This window comes from Microbacterium sp. RU1D, from assembly GCF_900156435.1.
GTDB lineage: Bacteria > Actinomycetota > Actinomycetes > Actinomycetales > Microbacteriaceae > Microbacterium.
Map to the genome: position 1 here is coordinate 599,260 of NZ_FTPQ01000003.1, position 18,450 is coordinate 617,709.

Here is an 18,450-nt window from a genome sequence, read left to right on the forward strand (position 1 = left end):
CAGACTGGGGACATGGCATCCCTGCTCACCACTCCCGCCGAATTGGACGCCGCCCTCGAGAGTGGGGCGTTCCCCGACGGAGGACCGGTGCGGGTGCTCGACGTGCGGTGGCGACTCGGCCGCCCTGACGGGCGCCCCTCCTACCGCGAGGGGCACATCCCCGGGGCGCAGTACGTCGACCTCGACCACGATCTCGCCGCCCATGGCGCACCGGCCGACGGACGGCATCCCCTGCCCCCGGTCGAGACGCTGCAGGGCGCCGCCCGCCGGTGGGGCATCGACCCCGGTGACACGGTCGTCGTCTACGACGACCTGAAGAACCTCTCGAGCGCACGGGCGTGGTGGCTGCTGCGCTACGCGGGCCTGACCGACGTGCGCCTGCTCGACGGAGCGCTGCAGGCGTGGACCGACGCCGGTCTCGCCCTGGAGGAGGGGGATGCCGAGGCCCCAGCGCCCGGCTCGATCTCCCTCGCCTACGGGGCGCTCCCGGTCCTCGAGCTCGACGCCGTCGCCGACTTCGCCGACTCGTCGGTTCTGCTCGACGCGCGCGCGGGCGAACGCTATCGGGGAGAGGTCGAACCCATCGACCCGCGCGCGGGACACGTGCCCGGCGCGGTGAGCGCCCCGACCACCGAGAACGTCGCGGACGACGGCCGGTTCCGCTCGACCGAGCAGCTGCGATCGCGGTTCCGCATGCTCGGAGTCGAAGACGGGGCGAGCGTCGGGGTGTACTGCGGGTCGGGGGTGACGGCGGCGCACCAGGCCGTCGCGCTGACCCTCGCCGGCTTCGAGCCGCGCGTGTTCCCGGGGTCGTGGAGCCAGTGGTCGAACCACCCCGAGCTGCCGGTGGCGACCGGCCCGGATCCGCGCTGACGAGACCCGGCTCGCCGACGCGCGGAAGGCTGAGCCCGTCGAAGCCTCCGGTCCCTTCGGCATGCTCAGGGACCTCCCCTAGCGCGGGGACCTCCCGCAACGAACGGACCTCCCGCAGCGGGGGCGGGCCACCTGTGTCGCGTCACGCCCAGAGGTCGCTGACCGGCACCTCCCAGCCGAGCACGTTCTGCGCCGCGCGGTGCCCCGACAGCATCGCGCCCGGGACGGTCGCCGGATCGTCCCCCCACGTCGCCTCCCCGGCGAGGTGCAGCACGCCGTCGCCCAGCGGCTCGGCGAGATCGTCGTGGTCGGCACCGACAGACCCCGGGAGCATATAGGCATAGGAGCCGCGCGAGAACGGGTCGTCCTGCCAGCGGGTGACGACCGCGCTCTCGGGCTCGGGGACCGCTCCGCCGTAGAGGCGCCGCAGCTGCGCGAGGGTCGACGCGACGATCTCGTCATCGCTCCATTCGCGCGTCGCGACGGCGGCGGGACCGGCGGCGAACGTCAGCAGGGCGGGCTCGTCGTGCAGACGCCCCAGGTCGTACCAGGAGTGCCACCACTCCCCCTCGTCGCCGAGTTGACGGATGCCGTAGACCCCGGCATCCCAGAATCTCTCGGCGAAACGCAGCGCGACCTTCTCGAACGCATTCATGCGCAGCAGGCGGAGCGCACGGGCGTGCGTCTCGGGCAGCGCGGGGGCGAACGCGAGATCGCCCGCGTGCAGCACCCCCACGGGCACCGTGACCACGACGTGCCGGGCGGGGAACGTGCCGCGGTCGGTCTCGACCTCCGCCCCCTCGGGCGACCACTGCACCCGCGACACGACGTGGTCGAGCCGCACGTCGATTCCCTCGGCGAGATGCGTCGCGAGCTCGTCGTACCCGCGCGGGAAGACCACCTCGTCGCCGTTGACGGTGTCATCGTCGAGCCCATGCGCGCCGAGGCCGTCCATCCCGATGCCGTACTGCTCCTGGGCCCGACGATCGTTGTACTCCCGCACGCGCTCCGCGCGCTCGGCGTCCCACTCCTGGGCGGCGAGCGCGCGTTCCACGACATCGCCGTAGGTCGCGTCGTCGGCCGCGTCGGGGATGATCCCCACCAGCGCGGCGTTGAGCGTGCGGATGTCGTCGGCGTATTGCCGGACGGCGTCGCGGGGAAGTCGTCGACCCTCGGCGTCGAAGTAGGTCAGCGGGCGCGAGTCGGGCTGATAGCCGCCGACCGTGAACTCCACCATCGGCATCCCGAACGCACGGGCGGCCGCGGCGACGGGACTGTCGTCGATGCCGTGGATCCAGGAAGCGCCGCGGTCGGTGACGTGCCCCTCGCTGCGGTCGGTGAAGACGCGGCCGCCGACGCGGTCCCGGGCCTCGAGCACGACCACGCGCCGACCCGCGCGAGAGAGGAGTCGGGCGGCCGAGAGGCCGGAAATGCCTGCTCCCACGACGACGGTGTCGAACTGCTCCTGCATGACGGCTCCCTCGGGTGATCGACCGTCTGACGAGAGTAGAGCTCTCCCGGCTGTCGGCGCGAGGGCCGACGGGAGCCGCGGCGGCGTCCGGGCGCCGCCGCGGCCTGTCAAGGCAGGGTCACCGGTCCCGCAGACCCCGTGCCGAACAGGACGTGCGCCACGTCGTCGGGGGCAGCGAAGTCCGCGAGCCCCAGTCGGAGCGCGGTGACCGCGAACTCGGCCGTGGAGCGAGCGGTCGGTTGGGTGTACGTCGACCCCGGAGGAGCACCGGACACGTCGGGCTGGACGTTGACCATCACCGACACGACCGACGGCAGCGCATTCAGCACCTCGGCCAGAACGGTGACGACCGGCGCCGAGCGCGAGGACAACGTCGTGCCGAGGGTGGTGACGCGATTCAGGAGCTGCGTGGTGAGCAGGTTGGCCAGCGCGGTCGTCAGCACGGGACCGGATGAGGTGAGTGTGTTGACGATGTTGCTCAGGGTGGGCAGACCGATCGCGACCAGCGCGGCGTCGATCGTCGTGACGATCAGTCCGGTCGGCACGCCGCTGAGGGTCACCCCGACGGTCGCGTTCCCGTCGACCACCGCGCCGATGGCCGAGGTCGACGTGAGCCTGACGTCGGCTAGTTTGTATCCGGCAGCCCGGACCGTGACCGTCAGATCGATGCTCAGCTGGGCATTGCGGATGGCTGCGCGCAGGGCGTTCGTCACGTCGGTCGCCCACGCATCGAGGAGCGCACCCGCCTCGGCCGTGATGGCGTTCACGACGCCGGCGTCGAGAACGAGTTCGGTGTTCGGCGCCGCGCCGTTCAGGGGGCCGGTGAGCCGCTCGAGATCGACGAGGATCCGCCCGTTCGCCAGGTCGACCGTGAACCCGTTCCCCTGCAGATGCAGCCCCAGGAAGGGCGCCACCGTCGACCGCAGGTCGAGACCGGTGATCGTCACCGTTCCCGTCGTCCCCACGCTCGCCAGGGTGGAGACACGAAGCCTGAGCGCCTCGCTCAACGTGCTCGAGATGAGGCCGTTCTGCCCCACGAGCGCGGCGACCGCCGTCTCGAGCTCCCCCACCGTCGTCGTGACGGCCCCGGTCAGCGCGCCCACCGCGGGCGCATCGAGCGCGAGCCCGAGGCCCGCGACGCCGTAGTCCCGCTGCGCGACCGGCTGCGTGGGAGAGACCCCCCAGACCTGGTCGAGCAGAGCCGCGCATCCGTCGAGCTGAGAACCCGCGGCGACCGCGCCGACCTCGAGCCTCGCGGCATTCAACCCCGCGACGGTCGGCAGAAGAGCGGTGATGTCGATCGTCGCGGGCCGGGGAAGGTTGCTGTCGGGAGTCGTGTCCGACACCAGGACGGCCCCGGAGTCGTTGATCAGGCCGGACGCGCCCGCGGCGCGCCCCTCGGCCGACCCCTGCGTCCATTGATTCGCCGCTCCGAGGGCCGCGCCCGGCAGCCCGATCGAGAAGCCCGTGAGATCGACCCCCGCGATGCCCAGCGCCGTGACGTTCAGCGGGTTGGCGTAGGTGAACGTCGGAGGGGCGGACCCGAGATCGATCGCGTTCCCCGGGTCGGGCACCGCTACCCCATCCGACTGCACCGTCAGACGCATGTCGTCGAGCTGCGCGAGCGCATCGAGATCGACCCCGAGCAGTTCACCCGCGAGGAACGTCCCTCGTGAGCGACTCTCGAGCGCCGGGTTCTGCGCGCAATCCAGCACGCCGGTCCCGAGGGCGTCGTCGTGGACCCATTCGACGTCGTTCCAGCTCGCTGTGGTGGCCGTGATTCCCAGCGGCACCACGAGCAGAATTCCTGTGGCGGCGGCCAGGCCCGCCCGCGTCCCGACCTTCATCGCCGTGCCCCATTCCGTGCGATCCGCAGGGACGCACCCATTCCGAGAAGTCCCGCCGCGAGCGCGCCGACGCCGAGGAGCGCCGTGGGGTCGAATCCGGTGGCCGGCAGCCGACCCGGCGGTCGCACCGGCACGTCATCCACCGAGATGGCAGTGAGTCCGACCCCCATCCGACCGCGCAGACCCATGAGAGCGGTGTCCGCCCGCGCCGCCTCGGAATCCTCGACCGAGAGCGTCACCAGCAGGTACTGGGGGGCCGACGGCGTCAACGGCCGCAGTTCGAACGACGGCGACGTCGTGGCGTAGTCGTCGGAGGGCGTCGCCACCGTGACGGAGCGGCCCCCGCCGGCGCACAGGGGCTGGTCGGGCACCCCCGCCCACGGGTCGTCGCAGACGTCCACCTGCATGATGAGGCCACGCGGCACCTCGGCCGGCGGCCCACTCTTGCGCAGTTCCAGCGCGAGCGTCGCCCGCGTGGCATCCTCCAGGCGCGCCTGGATTTGCCAGAACGCGGGATCACCGGGGCTGAGATCGAGGAATTCCGCCGGGTACGGGTCGGAGGAGAGCACCAGCCGTCCCGGTGAACCCGTGGGCGGGACGTCGACGAACGCGGCGCGAGCGGCGTCGGCCAGGAACACTCCTCCCGCACCGATGAGCGCGAACGAGGCGGCGGCAGCGAGGACCGCGCTGACGCGCCGTCTGGCGACGCGGGGAGAGAGGGACATGATTCTCCAAAGGTCAGCGGTGAGCGGGAGAAGGACGCGGGTCGGTGTCTGCACGCGTCGTCCGTTCGGGCGTGGGCCACAGTGCCCACGCGATGACGGAAGCGATCATGACGGCGCTGACGAGCATGACCGCCGGCGTCTTCGCCGTCGTGATGATCGTCCCCAGGACGGGGGCGCCCGCGAGAACGCGCGGCGCGCTCTGCACCACGTAGGGCTGGAGGTCGGCGGCGGCGTTCGCGTCGCCGCGGAGGGTGAGGGTGCGAGCCCGCGGATCCCCCGCGACAGACGCGATGTCGATGATGCGGTGAGTCACCTGCACCCCGTTTCCGGGACGGCGCACCGTCACGATGTCGCCGACGGCGAGGTCGGCTGCCTCGACCGCCTGCGTGATGGCGGCGGCACCGGTGGGGAGCGAGGGCGACATCGACCCCGTGACGAAGACGATGATCCCCAGTCCCCAGACGGAGCTCGCCACCAGCCAGACGACGGTGAGGATGCCGAGGCATCCGACGAGAGTGGTCACGGCATCCCGCACCCGTTCGAGCGGCGCGTCCGCATCCGCATCCGGTGGGTGAGGGGGGAACCGGTGCCGCGGCCCCGCGGCGTGCGCGGCGAGCGGACGGGATGCCGTGACCAGGTCGTTCACGAGGTGGCCACGAACTCCCACGCCGGGGCGATCGCGCGGCCCATGTAGTCCTCCGGGGTCGTCCCGCCCGCCAACGGGATCGGGTCGGGAAGGGTCACCTCGAAGCAGTAGTACTGCGTCGAGCCCGAGGCCTCCGCCAGAGCCTGCGTGACGGATGCTCCGGTGGTCGCGAGCGGCCCATCGGCGATGATGGTCGTCGCGCCGCCGAAGGCCGACGCGTCGCAGCTGAAGGCGATGGCGCTCGTCGCCACGCGGACGTCGAGGGCGTCGAAGAGCAGGTCGCCCGTGTCGTCGCCGGCGATCCCGGCGGCGGGAACGGCCGCCTGGAGTTCGACATCGCCGGCGATCGAGGCGGTCTTGGTGCGCAGCGCCACCGCGGCGTAGACGCTGTCGCCCGGGGCCAGCTCGGTACCCAGCAGTCCCGTGGCGCTGAAGACCATCTCGCCTCCTGGGTTGGCCGGCTCGTCCGTCCACGCGGCCGGGTCGAAGCCGGGGTCCGTGTTCTGTTCGATCGCGAAGGTGGACGTCCCCACCCCCGGGCCACCTGCGCCGTTCCCGCCGAACACCCACTCGGTGTCGGTCCAGGCCGCGAGGGTCGCCGCGACGCCGACCCCGAGAGCCGCGCCGCCCGCAGCGACAGCGAAGATGCGACGCCGAACGAGTCGGCGCTTCTGGTTCTCCATGGATACCCCCATCAGGTTCGATCCGCTCGGCTGCTGCCCAGCGGGCGGGGAGGGCCCCGCGACGTCGACACTCGCGGCACCCGGGCGAGCGCACCAAGGGCGCGGGCGTCCAACCAGGGAAGAACCAGTGGTCTCCCGATCTCGAACCCCGTATCGGGGTCGGATCTGCGTATCGAGACCCGACTACGGAGGCGGCTGGCACGTCGTGACGCCGGTACCGCGGACGTCCATTCCCCGTAGCCGAGGGCGTGCGAAGACCGTAGGGGCGAGAGGGTCATCGCGACCGTCGCGTGCGCTTCTCGGGTCGCTCGATCGCGAATGGAGACCGCGGAGCACGGCCTCCCGCACCCGCGCCGCCGTCAGTCGAGGGAGCCGGCGGGCGCTGCCTCGTCGCGCCGGGCGGTCGTCGTCCCCGTGCGCCCGTAGCGCACCCAGAAGAACAGGTAGCACAGGCCCACGAACGGGATGCCGAAATACAGGGCCGCGACCTGGTTCTCATCGAACGCGATCGCCACGATCGAGGCGGTCAGCAGCACGAACGCGAGGATCGGCACAAGCGGGTACAGCGGCGTGCGGAAGGCGAGGCTCGACACGTCTCCGCCCCCGAGCACGAACTGCCGGCGGTGGAAGAACTGCGCCGCGACGATCGACATCCACACCGCGACCGCCGCGAATCCGGCGATCGACACGAGCACGAGGTACACGGTCTCGGCGGCGATGACGCTCGAGATCAGCGACACGAGACCGATCGCGAGACTCACCAGCAGGGCCATCATCGGGATGCCGCGCCGGGTGAGCTTCGTGAAGGCGCGCGGGGCGTGACCCTCCTCGGCGAGCGAGAACAGCATGCGCGCGCAGGAGTACAGCCCGCTGTTACCCACCGAGAGCAGCGCCGTGATGACGACGAAGTTCATGATGTCGGCCGCGTAGGGCACGCCGACGTACTCGAAGACGTCGACGAACGGGCTCGAGGAGAGCCCGGCCCGCTCGTAGGGGAGGAGGGCGGCGATGACGATGATCGAGCCGACGAACAGCACCAGCAGACGCAGCACCGTCGAGCGCAGGGCCCGCGGGATGTTGCGGCCCGGGTCCTTCGTCTCGCCCGCCGCGACGCCCACGAGCTCGGCGCCGCTGAAGGCGTAGAACACCGCGAGCGAGGTGATCAGCACGCCGCCGAGCCCCGCCGGCAGCAGCCCGTCGGGCGTGACGAAGTTGCTCAGCCCCACCGCGGCGTGCGGCTGGGACGACAGCGGCGTGAATCCGAAGATCGCCATCGTGCCGAGCACGATGAGCGCCAGGATCGCGATGACCTTGATGAGCGCGAACCAGAACTCGGTCTCGCCGAACACGCGCGCGGAGATCGCATTCAGCGTGAACAGCACGCCGGCGAAGACGATGCACCACACCCACACCTCGACATCCGGGAACCACCGTTGCATGAGGATCCCGGATGCCGTGAACTCCGACCCGAGGGCAACGACCCAGCACAGCCAGTACAGCCACGCCGTGGTGAAGCCCGTGGCCGGGCCCATGGTGCGGGCGGCGTAGATGTGCAGCGACCCCGACACCGGATAGGTCACCGCGAGCTCACCCAGGCAGACCATGACCAGCCACACCACGAAGGCGCCCAGGAGGTAGGCCAGCACGGCGCCGAGGGGACCCGCCTGATGGATCGTGTAGCCCGAGCTGAGGAACAGGCCCGACCCGATCACCCCGCCCAGGGCGATCATGACGAGGTGCCGGGCTTCCATGGCCCGGCGCAGCCGGCGCGGTGCGCCCGCCGGATCGGACGTGTCGACGGAGGAATCGAGGGGACGACTCATGGGAGTGCTCGCATTTCATGATCGAGCCCGGAGCCGTCGAGGCGCCCGGGCGACGCAGTCACAGTAGTCGAGTTGCGACCGACCGGATGCCGACGACCTCTTCGCCGACCTGTCGGCGGCGCTCGATGCGTCGGTGCGTCGACCTTTCCTATGAATAGCGAATGCCTCCCGGCATCCTCTTCCACTCCGTTACCTCACCGTTATAGAGTGCTCGCACGGTGGTTGTTTTGCTGTGGCAGCCACCGACATGTGATTGCAGGACACTCTGGTGCAGGAAAGGGCCGGTCGGGATTCTCCGACCGGCCCTTCTTTTTCCGCCACGCCCGAAGACGCGGCCCGACCCTCTCGCTGGCGGGAGGATGGACGGGTGAAGGACGAAGAGCTGACGGAACCCGACGGACGGATCGTGCTCGTGCGGCACGGCGAGACGCAGTGGAGCCGCACCGGACGCCACACCGGTCTCACCGATATCCCGCTCACCGAGACAGGGGCCTACAAGGCGGAGCTGGCAGGCACCCTGCTCGCCACCCGTCGCTACGACCTCGTGCTCTCGAGCCCGTTGCAGCGCGCGGTCGAGACCGCTGATCGCGCCGGATATCCAGGGGCGCAGACCGACGCGCGACTGGTCGAGTGGGACTACGGCGCGTACGAGGGTCTCACCACTCCGGAGATCGTCGCGCAGCTCGGACGGCCGTGGACGATCTGGGACGGGACGCCGGCGGGTGCGACCCCGGGCGAGTCGGTCGCGCAGGTCACGGCGCGCGCCGAGTCCCTGCTCGCGGAGCTGCGCCCGCGCGTTCAGGCCGGCGAGCAGATCCTGCTGTTCTCGCACGGCCATTTCCTCCGTGCCCTCGCGGGCACGTGGCTGGGCCTGACCGCCGCGGGCGGCCGCTACTTCGTGCTGGGCACGTCGGCGGTGAGCGAGCTCGGCTTCGAGCACGGCTCGGAGGTCATCACGCAGTGGAACCACGTTCGCGGACGGTGATCCCCTACGGGAGAGGGCGGACGGAACCCACAGGATGGTCTCGCGAAATCGGTCACGAAAATATAACGGCGACCTCTTCCCCTCCGTTACCTCACCGTTATAGAGTGCTCGCACGGTAGTTGTTTTGCTGTGGCAGCTACCGACATGTGATTGCAGGACACTCTTGGTGCAGGGACAAGGGCCGGTCGGAAGCCTCTCCGACCGGCCCTTACTCTGCCCACAGTCATGACGTCGACGTCGTGTCCGCGGCATGCCGCTCCCTCTACGCTGAGTGCATGACCGATCGACGTCTCGCCGTGCAGGCCTGGGAGAGCCTCTTCCGCGCACAGCACGAGGTGTTCGAAGACATCCGGTCCGACTTCGAGGGCGAAGAACTCACCCAGGCCGAGTACGACGTGCTGCTCACGGTCACGCGCGCGCCGCGTATGACGGCTCGCCTGCGCGACGTCACGGGCAACATGCTCATCAGCCAGCCCAGCGTCTCGCGGCTGGTCGAGCGCATGGTGTCGCGGGGCCTTCTCACCAAATGCGCCGATCCGGAGGACGGTCGCGGATCACTCGTCACCGCGACGGAGAACGGCGCGGTGGTGTTCCGCCGGCTCGCCGCCGCGCACGGACGCTCGATCGCCCACCGCATGGCCCGCCTCACCGACGACGAGCTCGAGCAGCTGCGCGCCCTCACCGCGAAGCTCCGCGACGGCGCCTGACCGGTAGCGGCCGGACGCGGCGACCGCTCGGCGGTCGAGCCGTCACCGCCGGGTACGGAGGCTTCGACGGGCTCAGCCTCCTCCCTTCGAGCGGATGAGGACGACCACGCTCAGCACTCGATGACGTTGACCGCGAGGCCGCCCTCGCTGGTCTCCTTGTACTTCGTCGACATGTCGATGCCGGTCTGACGCATCGTCTCGACCACGGCATCCAGGGACACGTAGTGTGAACCGTCGCCGCGCAGGGCGAGGCGAGCGGCGGTGACCGCCGTCGACGCGGCGATCGCGTTGCGCTCGATGCACGGGATCTGCACGAGACCCCCGACCGGGTCGCACGTGAGGCCGAGGTGGTGCTCCATCGCGATCTCCGCGGCGTTCTCGATCTGCCGGTTCGTGCCGCCCATGACCGCCGTGAGCCCGCCGGCCGCCATCGCGCACGCCGATCCGACCTCGGCCTGGCATCCGCCCTCCGCGCCCGAGATCGAGGCGTTCGCCTTGAACAGCGAGCCCAGCGCCGCGGCCGTCAGCAGGAAGCGCCGGATGCCGCGCCGGCGGTTCGCCTCGGCGACATCCTCGTCGTCCCAGTGCGCGACCTCGGACCGGGTCACCGCGTGCCCGTCGTACCCGAGCAGGGCGCTGCCCACGAGCTCGCCGTGCGGCGTGACGGCGTTGCCGACGCCGAGCCCCAAGTCGGCGAGGAACCGCCACCAGTACATCGCCACCGCCGGCAGAATCCCCGCCGCCCCGTTCGTGGGCGCGGTGACCACCCGTCCACCGGCGGCGTTCTCCTCGTTGACAGCGAGCGCGAACGCCCCGAGCCACTCCCCCGGGAGCTCCCGGTGCCCCTCGGCCTCGATGGCATCCAGCTGCCCGCGCATCACGGCGGCCCGGCGCTTCACCTTCAAAATGCCGGGCAGCACGCCGTCGTTGTGCAGACCCGCGTCGACGCAGGCCGCCATCGCGTCCCAGATCCGGTCGAGGCCCGCGGCGATCTCCTCGTCGGAGCGCAGCGCCTCCTCATTCAGACGCGCCGCCTCCGCGATCGTGATGCCCCGCTCGTCGCACAGGGCGAGAAGCGTCGCGGCGTCGTCGAAGGCGAGCGGCATCGGCGCGGCCGTCACCGGAGCGGATTCGCCCTCGCGCCGGATGAAACCGCCGCCGACGGAGTAGAACGTCTCCTCGGCGAGAACGGCGCCGTCGTCATCGCGTGCGACGAGGGTCATGGCGTTGGGGTGGCCGGGCAGGCGCGTGCGCGGCTCGAGCGCGATGTCCGCCTTCGCGAACGGGATCTCGTGCGTGCCGGCGAGCGCCAGCGCGCGCCCGTCGGGCCAGTCCGACCACGCGCGGCGGACGGCATCCGGATCGACGGTCTCGGGCTCGAGGCCCTGCAGACCCGCGACGACGGCGTCGGGGGTGCCGTGCCCGATACCGGTCGCACCGAGCGAGCCGTAGAGGGCGCAGGAAACGGATGCCACCCGGTCCAGGTCTCCGGTGAACTGCAACCGTGCGGCGAAAGAATGTGCGGCCCTCATGGGGCCGACCGTGTGGGAGCTCGAGGGTCCGATCCCGATGGAGAACAGCTCGAACGCGGAGGTGTATGCGCTCATCCCGCCAGCGTACGTCTCCGACTCGACACCCGCCGGTCATCGGCGCGCCACGCCCGGGATGCACGCTGTTCGGGGCTGATTAGACGTCTCCCGAGGTCGCGGCTATGCTGGACCACGGCCTGCGCGCCGTTTCGCGCGGAGGCCCTGCGCCCGTAGCTCAATGGATAGAGCATCTGACTACGGATCAGAAGGTTAGGGGTTCGAGTCCCTTCGGGCGCACACTGTGTTGAGACAGTGACAAGCCCCGGCTGAGAAGAAATTCTGAGCCGGGGCTTTTTCCATTGACGCGCCGGGGCTCCATGGAATCACCCCGGGAAGACCGCCCGGGACGCGTGCCACCGATGGGCAGACCGGTCAGGCGGATGCGTCGCGATGGGCGGCGTCGGTGGCGACGGAGTTCAGCTGCAGGATCGCGATCGCTTCGTGCAGCGATCCGAGTGGGGCCTCGATGTCGTCGTAATGGTGGACGAACCCGTTCGCGTCGCGCGCACTCACCGAGACCAGCGCGTAGCCGGGTCGGGCGACTCGGGCCGAGCGTCCGAGACGTCGTCGCACCATGGCCTCCACCTTCCGCTCGCGGCCGAGGCTACTCGGGGCACCGGCGCGGCAGCAGTCACCGCGCCGAGAATACGACGCGCCCGCACCACGCCGCGCGACGGTCAGGGGGTGGCCGACTTCTTCTTCTTCGCCGCGGTCTTCTCGGACGCGGCCTCGTCGGCCTCATCACCGTCGGCGGCGGCCTTGTCTTTCGCCCGACGCTTCGCCTGGGAGGCGAGACGAGCGAGATCGACCATGCGCAGGGCGTCCATCCTCGCCTTGCGCATCTGCGCGTACTCGGGATCGGCGTCGGCGGTCATGCCCTCGACGTCGAGACGCTGGCGGAGATTGGCCTCGACGTCGCCCCACGCGGCGATGCGCGCGTCCGCGACGAGGGTCTTCACGCGCTCCGGATCGTCGGCGAGGGCGCGCAACTCCTTCGCGACCCCGCGCGACTGCTTCGCGCGGCGACGCAGATTGCGGGTGTCGCGGTCGCGGTAGTCGTGCGTGCCCGAGGAGTCGGAGAACCGGCCCCACGCGCGCTTGCGCTGGTGGGTCACGCGCTCGGCCGCCTGGTCCTGCTCGTCGGCGAGGGCGTGGAGGGTGGTGCGGGCGAAGTCCGCGAACAGCTCGCTCTCGAACTGCCCGCCGCGGGCGATCGTCTCGACCAGGATGCGATTGCGCACGGTCAGTCGCGCCGCGGCCGTCGCAATGGACAACCCTTCGGCGATGGCCTCTTTCGTGCGCCCCACGGGACCTCCCGCTCCAGGCTATCGCCCGGCGGCTCGCGCAGTGTCGAGCAGGCCGCCGCCGGAGCGCGAACCGTCCCGACCGAACGGGACGGGGTCGACCTCAGGAGAGCTTGGACACGATGGACGCGACGCGACGCACGCGCGTGTCGGCGGCTTTCGCCGACTCCACGTTGACCACGTGCGCCTTGCGCGCGCTGGGGGCGAGGGCGTCGAACGCGGGTCGGACGCCGGCTTCCGCGAGGGCTGCCGCGAGGTCGTCGGGCACCTCGGTCGTGCGAGGCGCCGTGTCGAGGGTGAGCTCGACGCTGATGGCATCCCCGCCCGAAAGACCCGTCGCCTTGCGCTTGTCGGCGGAGAACGGGATGAGCGAACGGCCTCCCATCACGCCGATCGTGCTCGAGTAGACGTACCCGTTGACGTCGACCGTGACGGCGGGGCGCTTGCCGCCACCCAGGGCCTCGACGATCTCGGGGGGCACCTCGATGCCGGTGTTGTTCCCCATCTGCGACAGGGTCGTCTCGAAACGCATGAGGGGAGTGTGGCAGAAACGCGGCTACGTGAACACTGCGGGAATTGCAATCCCCATCGCGAGCGCGAGGGGGCGACCTATGGTCGACTTCGTTGCGGAGGGCCTCGGAGAGTACTCGGGGGCCTTCTGTCGTATCCGGGTTCTACCCGAACAGTCCCCTTGGACGCAAAGCCCAATCCGATCGATGCATTGTCTCCGAAGATGGGGAGAAGCGGCCGGACGGTCGCTGCCAACAATCTGGGAGGTTCATCATGAGCTCGTCACCCAACCGCATCGTGGCCACCGTCTTCGGCGCTGTCTACCTGCTCGTCGGTCTGCTCGGCTTCGCCGTCACGGGCGGCGTCGGATTCATCTCGAGCGAGGGCGGTCTTCTCCTCGGCATCTTCGAGGTCAACCCGCTGCACAACATCGCGCACCTGTTGATCGGTGCCGCGCTGCTGGTCGCCGGTCTGTCGAATGCGCGTGCCGCCAAGGGCGTCAACACCACCGTCGGGGCGGTCTACCTGCTCCTCGGTATCGTCGGCTTCTTCCTCGTGGGTACCGCCGCCAACATCCTCGCGCTGAACACGGCCGACCACTTCCTGCACCTCGCCAGCGCGGTCGTGCTGCTGGGTGTCGGTCTCGGCACCGAGCGCAACGTCCCCCGCACCGCGGCGGTCTGAGCATGAACGCCGCGACCTTCGTGCGGTCGTGGCCCTCCGTATCCGCATGGGGGGCCGGACTTATCATCGCCGCCCTCGGCGCGGGTGCGATCGTCCGTCCCGATTCCGGGGTCCCCGCAGTGGTCCTCGGAATCGGGATGGTCGTCCTGGGCCTCGCCTCCCTCGCGTGGGGAGCCGCGGCCCTGTCGACGGGACGCCTCGTCGTCCCCCGACTCGCCCTCGCTGGTGCCCTCGCGGCGCTCGCCCTCGCGACCGCCCTGATGTTCCTGGCGCCCGCGCACACCAGCATCATCGGCGTGGCCGCCGCTGCTGTCCTGCTCGTCGTGGTGGGCGCGACCTCCGCGGTGCACCTGCGCCGCCACGGTCAGCGCGCGACGCGCACCGCGCAGCCGATGAGCGTCACGGGGCTGCTCGTCGCCGCGGCCGTCATCGCGGTGCTCGTCACCCCCGCCCTCGGTGCGACCCAGGATGCCGTCCTCCTCCGCGACGACGGCACCGTTCCCGTCGTGACTCACGAGGGTCACTGATCCTCCCCCACCGGGAAGATCGTCCACGTCGAGCAACCCCCGCGCCCGTCCCCTCGGACGGTGGCACGCTGGAAGGGTGAGCGACGCGACCTCCCCCTCCGTTCCCGGCTGGATCGCGACCCTGCGCGGCAGGATCCTCGTCGCGCTGGCGGGAGACCCGACCGGCATGGCGCCCTACGTCCGGGCGATCGCCGACGGTGACGACACGGGGTACTTCGCCGAGAACGGCCCCGCGTGGACCGTCCACGCCGGAATGGGGACGCTGGTCGCCGGCATCCGGGCCCTCCTGCTGCAGGCGCTGCACCCCGGCGCGCTCGCCGGCGTGCACGACTGGTCGCGCTACCGCGAGGACCCGATCGGCCGCCTCACCGGCACCGTGCGCTGGGTCATCACCCTGACCTACGGCTCCCGGACCCAGGCGGATGCCGAGACCCGGCGCGTGGGACGGTTCCATCAGCGGGTGAAGGGCGAGTACACGGCCGGCGACGGCCGTGAGCGGGCCTACACCGCCGAGGCCGCCGATCTCGTGCGGTGGGTGCATCTGGCCTTCACGGACGCCTTCCTCGCCGGGCATGAGGTGTCGAGGAAGCCGATCCCCGGCGGCCCCGACGCCTACGTCGACGACTGGGCGACCGCGGGGCGGCTCATGCGGGTGGTCGATCCTCCCCGCACCCGCGCGGCGCTGCGCGCCGAGATCGACGGCTTCCATCAGCGCGGCGAGCTGCGCGGCGACGAGCGGGTGGCCGAGGTCGTGCGCTTCCTGCGGAAGCCTCCGTTCCCCGGCCTCATGGGGGTCTCCTACCGCGTGCTTTTCGCCGCCGCCGTGGCCACGATCCCGCGCCGATACCGCAAAATGCTCGGCGTGCGGCGATGGCCGCTCCCGGTGCTCGCACTGACGCGGGTCATCCTGCGTGTGACGGAGCGCGCGCTCGGCTCCGGGCCGCGGGCACAGGACATGGCGCGGCAGCGCCTCGCGCGGCTGGAGCGTGAGGGACGGGAGGCGGCGTGAGCGACGACGCGCGGCAGGCCGCCGAGCGGTATCGCCTCGACCGCGAGTTGCGCGAGGCCGGACTCGCGCCCGAACCCGCGGAGTCGGCGGGACCGGCTCGAGGGTCGACGGCCGCTGAACGAGCGGCGTTCGTCGAGACCTCGATCCAGCAGGCGATCCGCCGCGGCGAGTTCGACAACCTTCCCGGAGCGGGCAAGCCCCTCCCCGGCCTGGGCGCCTCGCACGACCCGGACTGGTGGATCCGCCGCAAGATCGAGACCGAACAGCTGACGGGACTCGGTCCCCCCGCGCTCACCCTCCGGGTCGAGCACGCCGAGATGGCCGAACGCCTGGACGCCCTCGCGCGCGAACCCGAGGTGCGCGAGGCCGTCGAGGACTTCAACCGCCGAGTGATCGAGGCCCGGCGCCAGCTGCAGGGCGGCCCGCCGGTGGTGACGCCGACGGTGGACGTGGATGCCGTGGTGGCGGCGTGGAGCGAACGGCGCCGGGCACGCGAGGAGGCCTCTGCCGTAGCTGCTCCCCCGCGGCGGCGTCGGCGGTTGTTCCGGCGCGGACGGTGAGTCCCGGACCGGTCGACGGGCTTGCGGACCTGGGTCGGGCGGATCCTGCGGCGCGAGGGGGCTGAGCCCGTCGAAGCCCCCGGGACCCGCGGGAGACACGACGACGCTGTGGTCCCGGCCCCTTCGACGGGCTCAGGAACCTGGGTTGGGTTGATCCTGCGGCACGAGGGGGCTGAGCCTGTCGAAGCCCCCGGAACCGGACGGAAGAAGCCGCCCGACGGTCAGAGGGCGGCGAGGGCCTCGGCGCGCGCGACGAGGGCTCGGGCGCGAGCGAGGGTCGGCGCGTACGAGCCGTCGACCGGGCCGTCGGGGGTGGTCGACAGCAGCGACCGGGCGGCCTTCACCTCGGCCGGCGACGGCGTGAAGCCCGCGTGAGCACCGGGGATGGCGGCATCCTGGAGCGCCAGCGTGCCGGTGAAACCCATCGCGACGGCGTGACGGGCCGCATCGTGGGCCTGGTCGACCGGGCCGCACGGGCCGTCGACGGGTCCCGCGATGCCCGCGGCGGCCGACGCGACGACGAGCTGCGCTCGCGGCCACGACAGCGCGATGCGATCGGCCGACATGCCGGTGTCGCGGCGGAAGTCGCCCGTGCCGAAGGCCAGGCGGCGCGTGGCGGGATGCGCGGCGATCGCGGGGGCCGTCAGCAGCGCCGCGGCCGACTCGATCATCGCGACGATGGGGGTTCCCGCCGGCAGCGACGCGGCGACGTGCGCGACGTCGGCGGGACCGGCGCACATGGCCAGCACGACACCGGCGAGGCGGTCGTCGAGCTCGCGTCCCAGGGCCAGGTCGGCCTCGCCGTCGCGCGTGCCGGCCGCGCTGATGCGCAGCCACACCGGAGCGTCGGCCGCGGCACGACGGGCGCGATCGCGTCCCTCGGCCTTGCGGGCGGCGGGCAGGCCGTCCTCCAGGTCGAGCACGAGCACGTCGGCCGCGGTCTCGAGATCGCCCGCGAGCGGCGAGCGGAGCATCCACGTGCGCGCGAGCTCGACGCGCGCAGGGGCGGGGGCGGCCGAAGCCGCCCCCGCCGGGGTGTGCGCAAGACTCACGAACGGCTCCGAGCCGCCGCCTCCGCTTCCGCCTGAGCGCGGAAGGCGTTGAGCGCCTGGGTGTCGACGGCTGCGGGGCCGGTGCCGACCTCGGTCGAGGCCTGCTCCTTGGCATCCGCCGCCGGAGTCGCCGAGTGGTCGTGGCCGGTGAGCAGGGTCTCATCGAAGGGGATCTGCCCCGCGAGCACCTCGCGCACCCGCTGTCCGTCGTACTGCTTCGTCCATGCGCCGATGAGGAGGGTCGCCACGGCGTTGCCGGTGAAGTTGGTGACCGCGCGGGCCTCCGACATGAACCGGTCGATGCCGACGATGACGCCGACGCCGTTGACGAGGTCGGGACGGTAGGCCGACAGACCGCCGGCGAGGGTCGCAAGGCCCGCACCGGTGACACCGGCCGCGCCCTTGGAGGCGATGATCATGAAGATCAGCAGGCCGATCTGCTCGGGGATCGACATCGGCGCGCCCATGGCGGTGGCGATGAACAGCGAGGCCATCGTCAGGTAGATCGCGGTGCCGTCGAGGTTGAAGGAGTACCCGGTCGGGACCGTGATGCCAACGACGGGCTTGGAGACGCCCAGGTGCTCCATCTTGGCGATGAGACGGGGCAGGGCGGCCTCGGACGACGAGGTGCCGACGATGAGGAGGTACTCGCGGCCGAGGTACTTCATGAGCGAGAAGATGTTGATCCGCGTGACGGCGAACAGCAGACCGCCGAGCACCACGGCGATGAAGAGGAAGCACGTCAGGTAGAACGAGCCCATCAGGATGCCGAGGCTGATGACGGCCCCGAATCCGGTCTTGCCGACGACAGCGGCGATGGCGCCGAAGGCACCGATCGGGGCGAGCCAGAGGATCATGCCGAGGATGCGGAACACCAGCACCTGGAAGTTGCGGATGCCCTCGACCATGCGCGCCCCGCGTTCGCCCATGCCCTGCAGGGCGAAGCCCGCGAGGAGCGCGATGAACAGCACCTGGAGGATGCTGCCGCCGGTGAACGCCGAGAAGAACGTCGTGGGAATGATGCCGAGGATGAAGTCCTGCGTCGTGGTGGCCTCGGGCACGGCGTCGTAGGAGGCGCTGCCGATGTTCAGGCCCTCACCGGGGTGGATGATGTTGCCGACCAGCAGGCCGATGCCGAGCGCGAAGGTCGACATCACGAGGAAGTAGCCGAGGGCGAGCCCGCCGATCTTGCCGACCGTCGAGGCCTTCGCGATCGAGCCGATGCCGACGACGATCGTGCAGAAGATGACCGGGGCGATCATCATCTTGATGAGGTTGACGAAGCCCTTGCCGACGGGCTCGAGGCCGACGGCGAACTGCGGGGCGACGAGGCCGACGATCACGCCCGCCACGACGGCGACGATGACGGCGATGTAGAGCCAGTGGTTGCGGTCGATCTTCTTACGCGGCCGACCGTCGCGAGTGGTGCGGAGTGAGAGAGCCATCAGCGCCTAT

The 18,450-nt window shown here is 71.1% G+C and carries 19 protein-coding genes and 1 tRNA gene; 8 read left to right on the forward strand and 12 right to left on the reverse strand.

What is annotated here, in order from left to right:
- The first annotated feature begins 12 nt into the window (after nt 1-12).
- On the forward strand, nt 13-873 hold the full coding sequence (locus B0B15_RS15090) for a sulfurtransferase (protein ID WP_076677457.1): 861 nt from the start codon (nt 13-15) through the stop codon (nt 871-873).
- 142 nt (nt 874-1,015) lie between these two features.
- Here the strand turns inward: B0B15_RS15090 and B0B15_RS15095 are convergent, their stop codons facing one another.
- The 6 genes from B0B15_RS15095 to B0B15_RS15120 form a co-directional block, all read right to left on the reverse strand.
- On the reverse strand, nt 1,016-2,344 hold the full coding sequence (locus tag B0B15_RS15095) for a flavin monoamine oxidase family protein (protein ID WP_076677459.1): 1,329 nt from the start codon (nt 2,342-2,344) through the stop codon (nt 1,016-1,018).
- Nucleotides 2,345-2,451: 107 nt separating this feature from the next.
- Nucleotides 2,452-4,191: a choice-of-anchor G family protein gene (locus B0B15_RS15100; protein ID WP_076677460.1), complete on the reverse strand. Its 1,740-nt coding sequence runs from the start codon at nt 4,189-4,191 to the stop codon at nt 2,452-2,454.
- Entirely contained in the window at nt 4,188-4,916 is a 729-nt protein-coding gene (locus tag B0B15_RS15105) for a hypothetical protein (RefSeq protein ID WP_076677462.1), read from the reverse strand. The genes B0B15_RS15100 and B0B15_RS15105 overlap by 4 nt, the downstream gene beginning before the upstream one ends.
- A 13-nt stretch (nt 4,917-4,929) precedes the next feature.
- Nucleotides 4,930-5,562, reverse strand: coding sequence for a signal peptidase I (locus B0B15_RS15110; protein WP_083709076.1), 633 nt, complete (start codon nt 5,560-5,562; stop codon nt 4,930-4,932).
- Nucleotides 5,559-6,245, reverse strand: coding sequence for a SipW-dependent-type signal peptide-containing protein (locus B0B15_RS15115; protein ID WP_256334299.1), 687 nt, complete (start codon nt 6,243-6,245; stop codon nt 5,559-5,561). Before B0B15_RS15115 ends, B0B15_RS15110 begins: the two co-directional genes overlap by 4 nt.
- 359 nt (nt 6,246-6,604) lie before the next feature.
- A complete protein-coding gene (locus B0B15_RS15120) occupies nt 6,605-8,068 on the reverse strand; it encodes an amino acid permease (RefSeq protein ID WP_076677466.1) in 1,464 nt (487 codons plus the stop codon).
- 367 nt (nt 8,069-8,435) lie between these two features.
- On the opposite strand from B0B15_RS15120, the gene B0B15_RS15125 reads away from it, so the two are divergent.
- Both B0B15_RS15125 and B0B15_RS15130 read left to right on the forward strand, forming a co-directional pair.
- Nucleotides 8,436-9,053, forward strand: coding sequence for a histidine phosphatase family protein (locus B0B15_RS15125; RefSeq protein ID WP_076677468.1), 618 nt, complete (start codon nt 8,436-8,438; stop codon nt 9,051-9,053).
- Between the two features lie 275 nt (nt 9,054-9,328).
- A complete protein-coding gene (locus tag B0B15_RS15130) occupies nt 9,329-9,760 on the forward strand; it encodes a MarR family winged helix-turn-helix transcriptional regulator (protein ID WP_076677470.1) in 432 nt (143 codons plus the stop codon).
- A gap of 110 nt (nt 9,761-9,870) precedes the next feature.
- Here B0B15_RS15130 and B0B15_RS15135 read toward each other — a convergent pair whose 3' ends face one another.
- Entirely contained in the window at nt 9,871-11,367 is a 1,497-nt protein-coding gene (locus B0B15_RS15135) for an L-serine ammonia-lyase, iron-sulfur-dependent, subunit alpha (protein ID WP_076677472.1), read from the reverse strand.
- A gap of 146 nt (nt 11,368-11,513) precedes the next feature.
- On the opposite strand from B0B15_RS15135, the gene B0B15_RS15140 reads away from it, so the two are divergent.
- Nucleotides 11,514-11,586: transfer RNA gene (locus B0B15_RS15140), tRNA-Arg, on the forward strand.
- A gap of 135 nt (nt 11,587-11,721) precedes the next feature.
- On the opposite strand, the gene B0B15_RS15145 is transcribed toward B0B15_RS15140, so the two are convergent.
- The 3 genes from B0B15_RS15145 to B0B15_RS15155 all read right to left on the reverse strand — a co-directional run bounded on the left by B0B15_RS15145 (nt 11,722) and on the right by B0B15_RS15155 (nt 13,185).
- On the reverse strand, nt 11,722-11,925 hold the full coding sequence (locus B0B15_RS15145; RefSeq protein WP_076677474.1) for a hypothetical protein: 204 nt from the start codon (nt 11,923-11,925) through the stop codon (nt 11,722-11,724).
- A 101-nt stretch (nt 11,926-12,026) separates the two neighbouring features.
- A complete protein-coding gene (locus B0B15_RS15150; RefSeq protein ID WP_076677476.1) occupies nt 12,027-12,656 on the reverse strand; it encodes an asparagine synthase in 630 nt (209 codons plus the stop codon).
- A gap of 100 nt (nt 12,657-12,756) precedes the next feature.
- A complete protein-coding gene (locus B0B15_RS15155) occupies nt 12,757-13,185 on the reverse strand; it encodes a YdeI/OmpD-associated family protein (RefSeq protein WP_076677478.1) in 429 nt (142 codons plus the stop codon).
- Between the two features lie 251 nt (nt 13,186-13,436).
- Here B0B15_RS15155 and B0B15_RS15160 point away from each other — a divergent pair, with 251 nt between their 5' ends.
- The 4 genes from B0B15_RS15160 to B0B15_RS15175 all read left to right on the forward strand — a co-directional run bounded on the left by B0B15_RS15160 (nt 13,437) and on the right by B0B15_RS15175 (nt 15,943).
- Nucleotides 13,437-13,847: a DUF4383 domain-containing protein gene (locus B0B15_RS15160; RefSeq protein ID WP_076677480.1), complete on the forward strand. Its 411-nt coding sequence runs from the start codon at nt 13,437-13,439 to the stop codon at nt 13,845-13,847.
- A gap of 2 nt (nt 13,848-13,849) precedes the next feature.
- Complete coding sequence (locus B0B15_RS15165; RefSeq protein WP_076677481.1) at nt 13,850-14,374, forward strand: hypothetical protein; 525 nt, start codon at nt 13,850-13,852, stop codon at nt 14,372-14,374.
- A gap of 76 nt (nt 14,375-14,450) precedes the next feature.
- Nucleotides 14,451-15,383 carry an oxygenase MpaB family protein gene (locus B0B15_RS15170; protein WP_076677483.1) on the forward strand — a complete coding sequence of 311 codons (933 nt, stop codon included), beginning with the start codon at nt 14,451-14,453 and terminating at the stop codon, nt 15,381-15,383.
- Nucleotides 15,380-15,943, forward strand: coding sequence for a DnaJ family domain-containing protein (locus tag B0B15_RS15175; protein ID WP_076677485.1), 564 nt, complete (start codon nt 15,380-15,382; stop codon nt 15,941-15,943). The genes B0B15_RS15170 and B0B15_RS15175 overlap by 4 nt, the downstream gene beginning before the upstream one ends.
- A gap of 221 nt (nt 15,944-16,164) precedes the next feature.
- Here B0B15_RS15175 and B0B15_RS15180 read toward each other — a convergent pair whose 3' ends face one another.
- Both B0B15_RS15180 and B0B15_RS15185 read right to left on the reverse strand, forming a co-directional pair.
- Nucleotides 16,165-16,995 (reverse strand): HpcH/HpaI aldolase/citrate lyase family protein, encoded by an 831-nt coding sequence (locus B0B15_RS15180; protein WP_076677487.1) that lies wholly within the window; start codon nt 16,993-16,995, stop codon nt 16,165-16,167.
- Nucleotides 16,992-18,440 (reverse strand): cation:dicarboxylate symporter family transporter, encoded by a 1,449-nt coding sequence (locus tag B0B15_RS15185; protein ID WP_076677489.1) that lies wholly within the window; start codon nt 18,438-18,440, stop codon nt 16,992-16,994. Before B0B15_RS15185 ends, B0B15_RS15180 begins: the two co-directional genes overlap by 4 nt.
- Between the last annotated feature and the right edge of the window lie 10 nt (nt 18,441-18,450).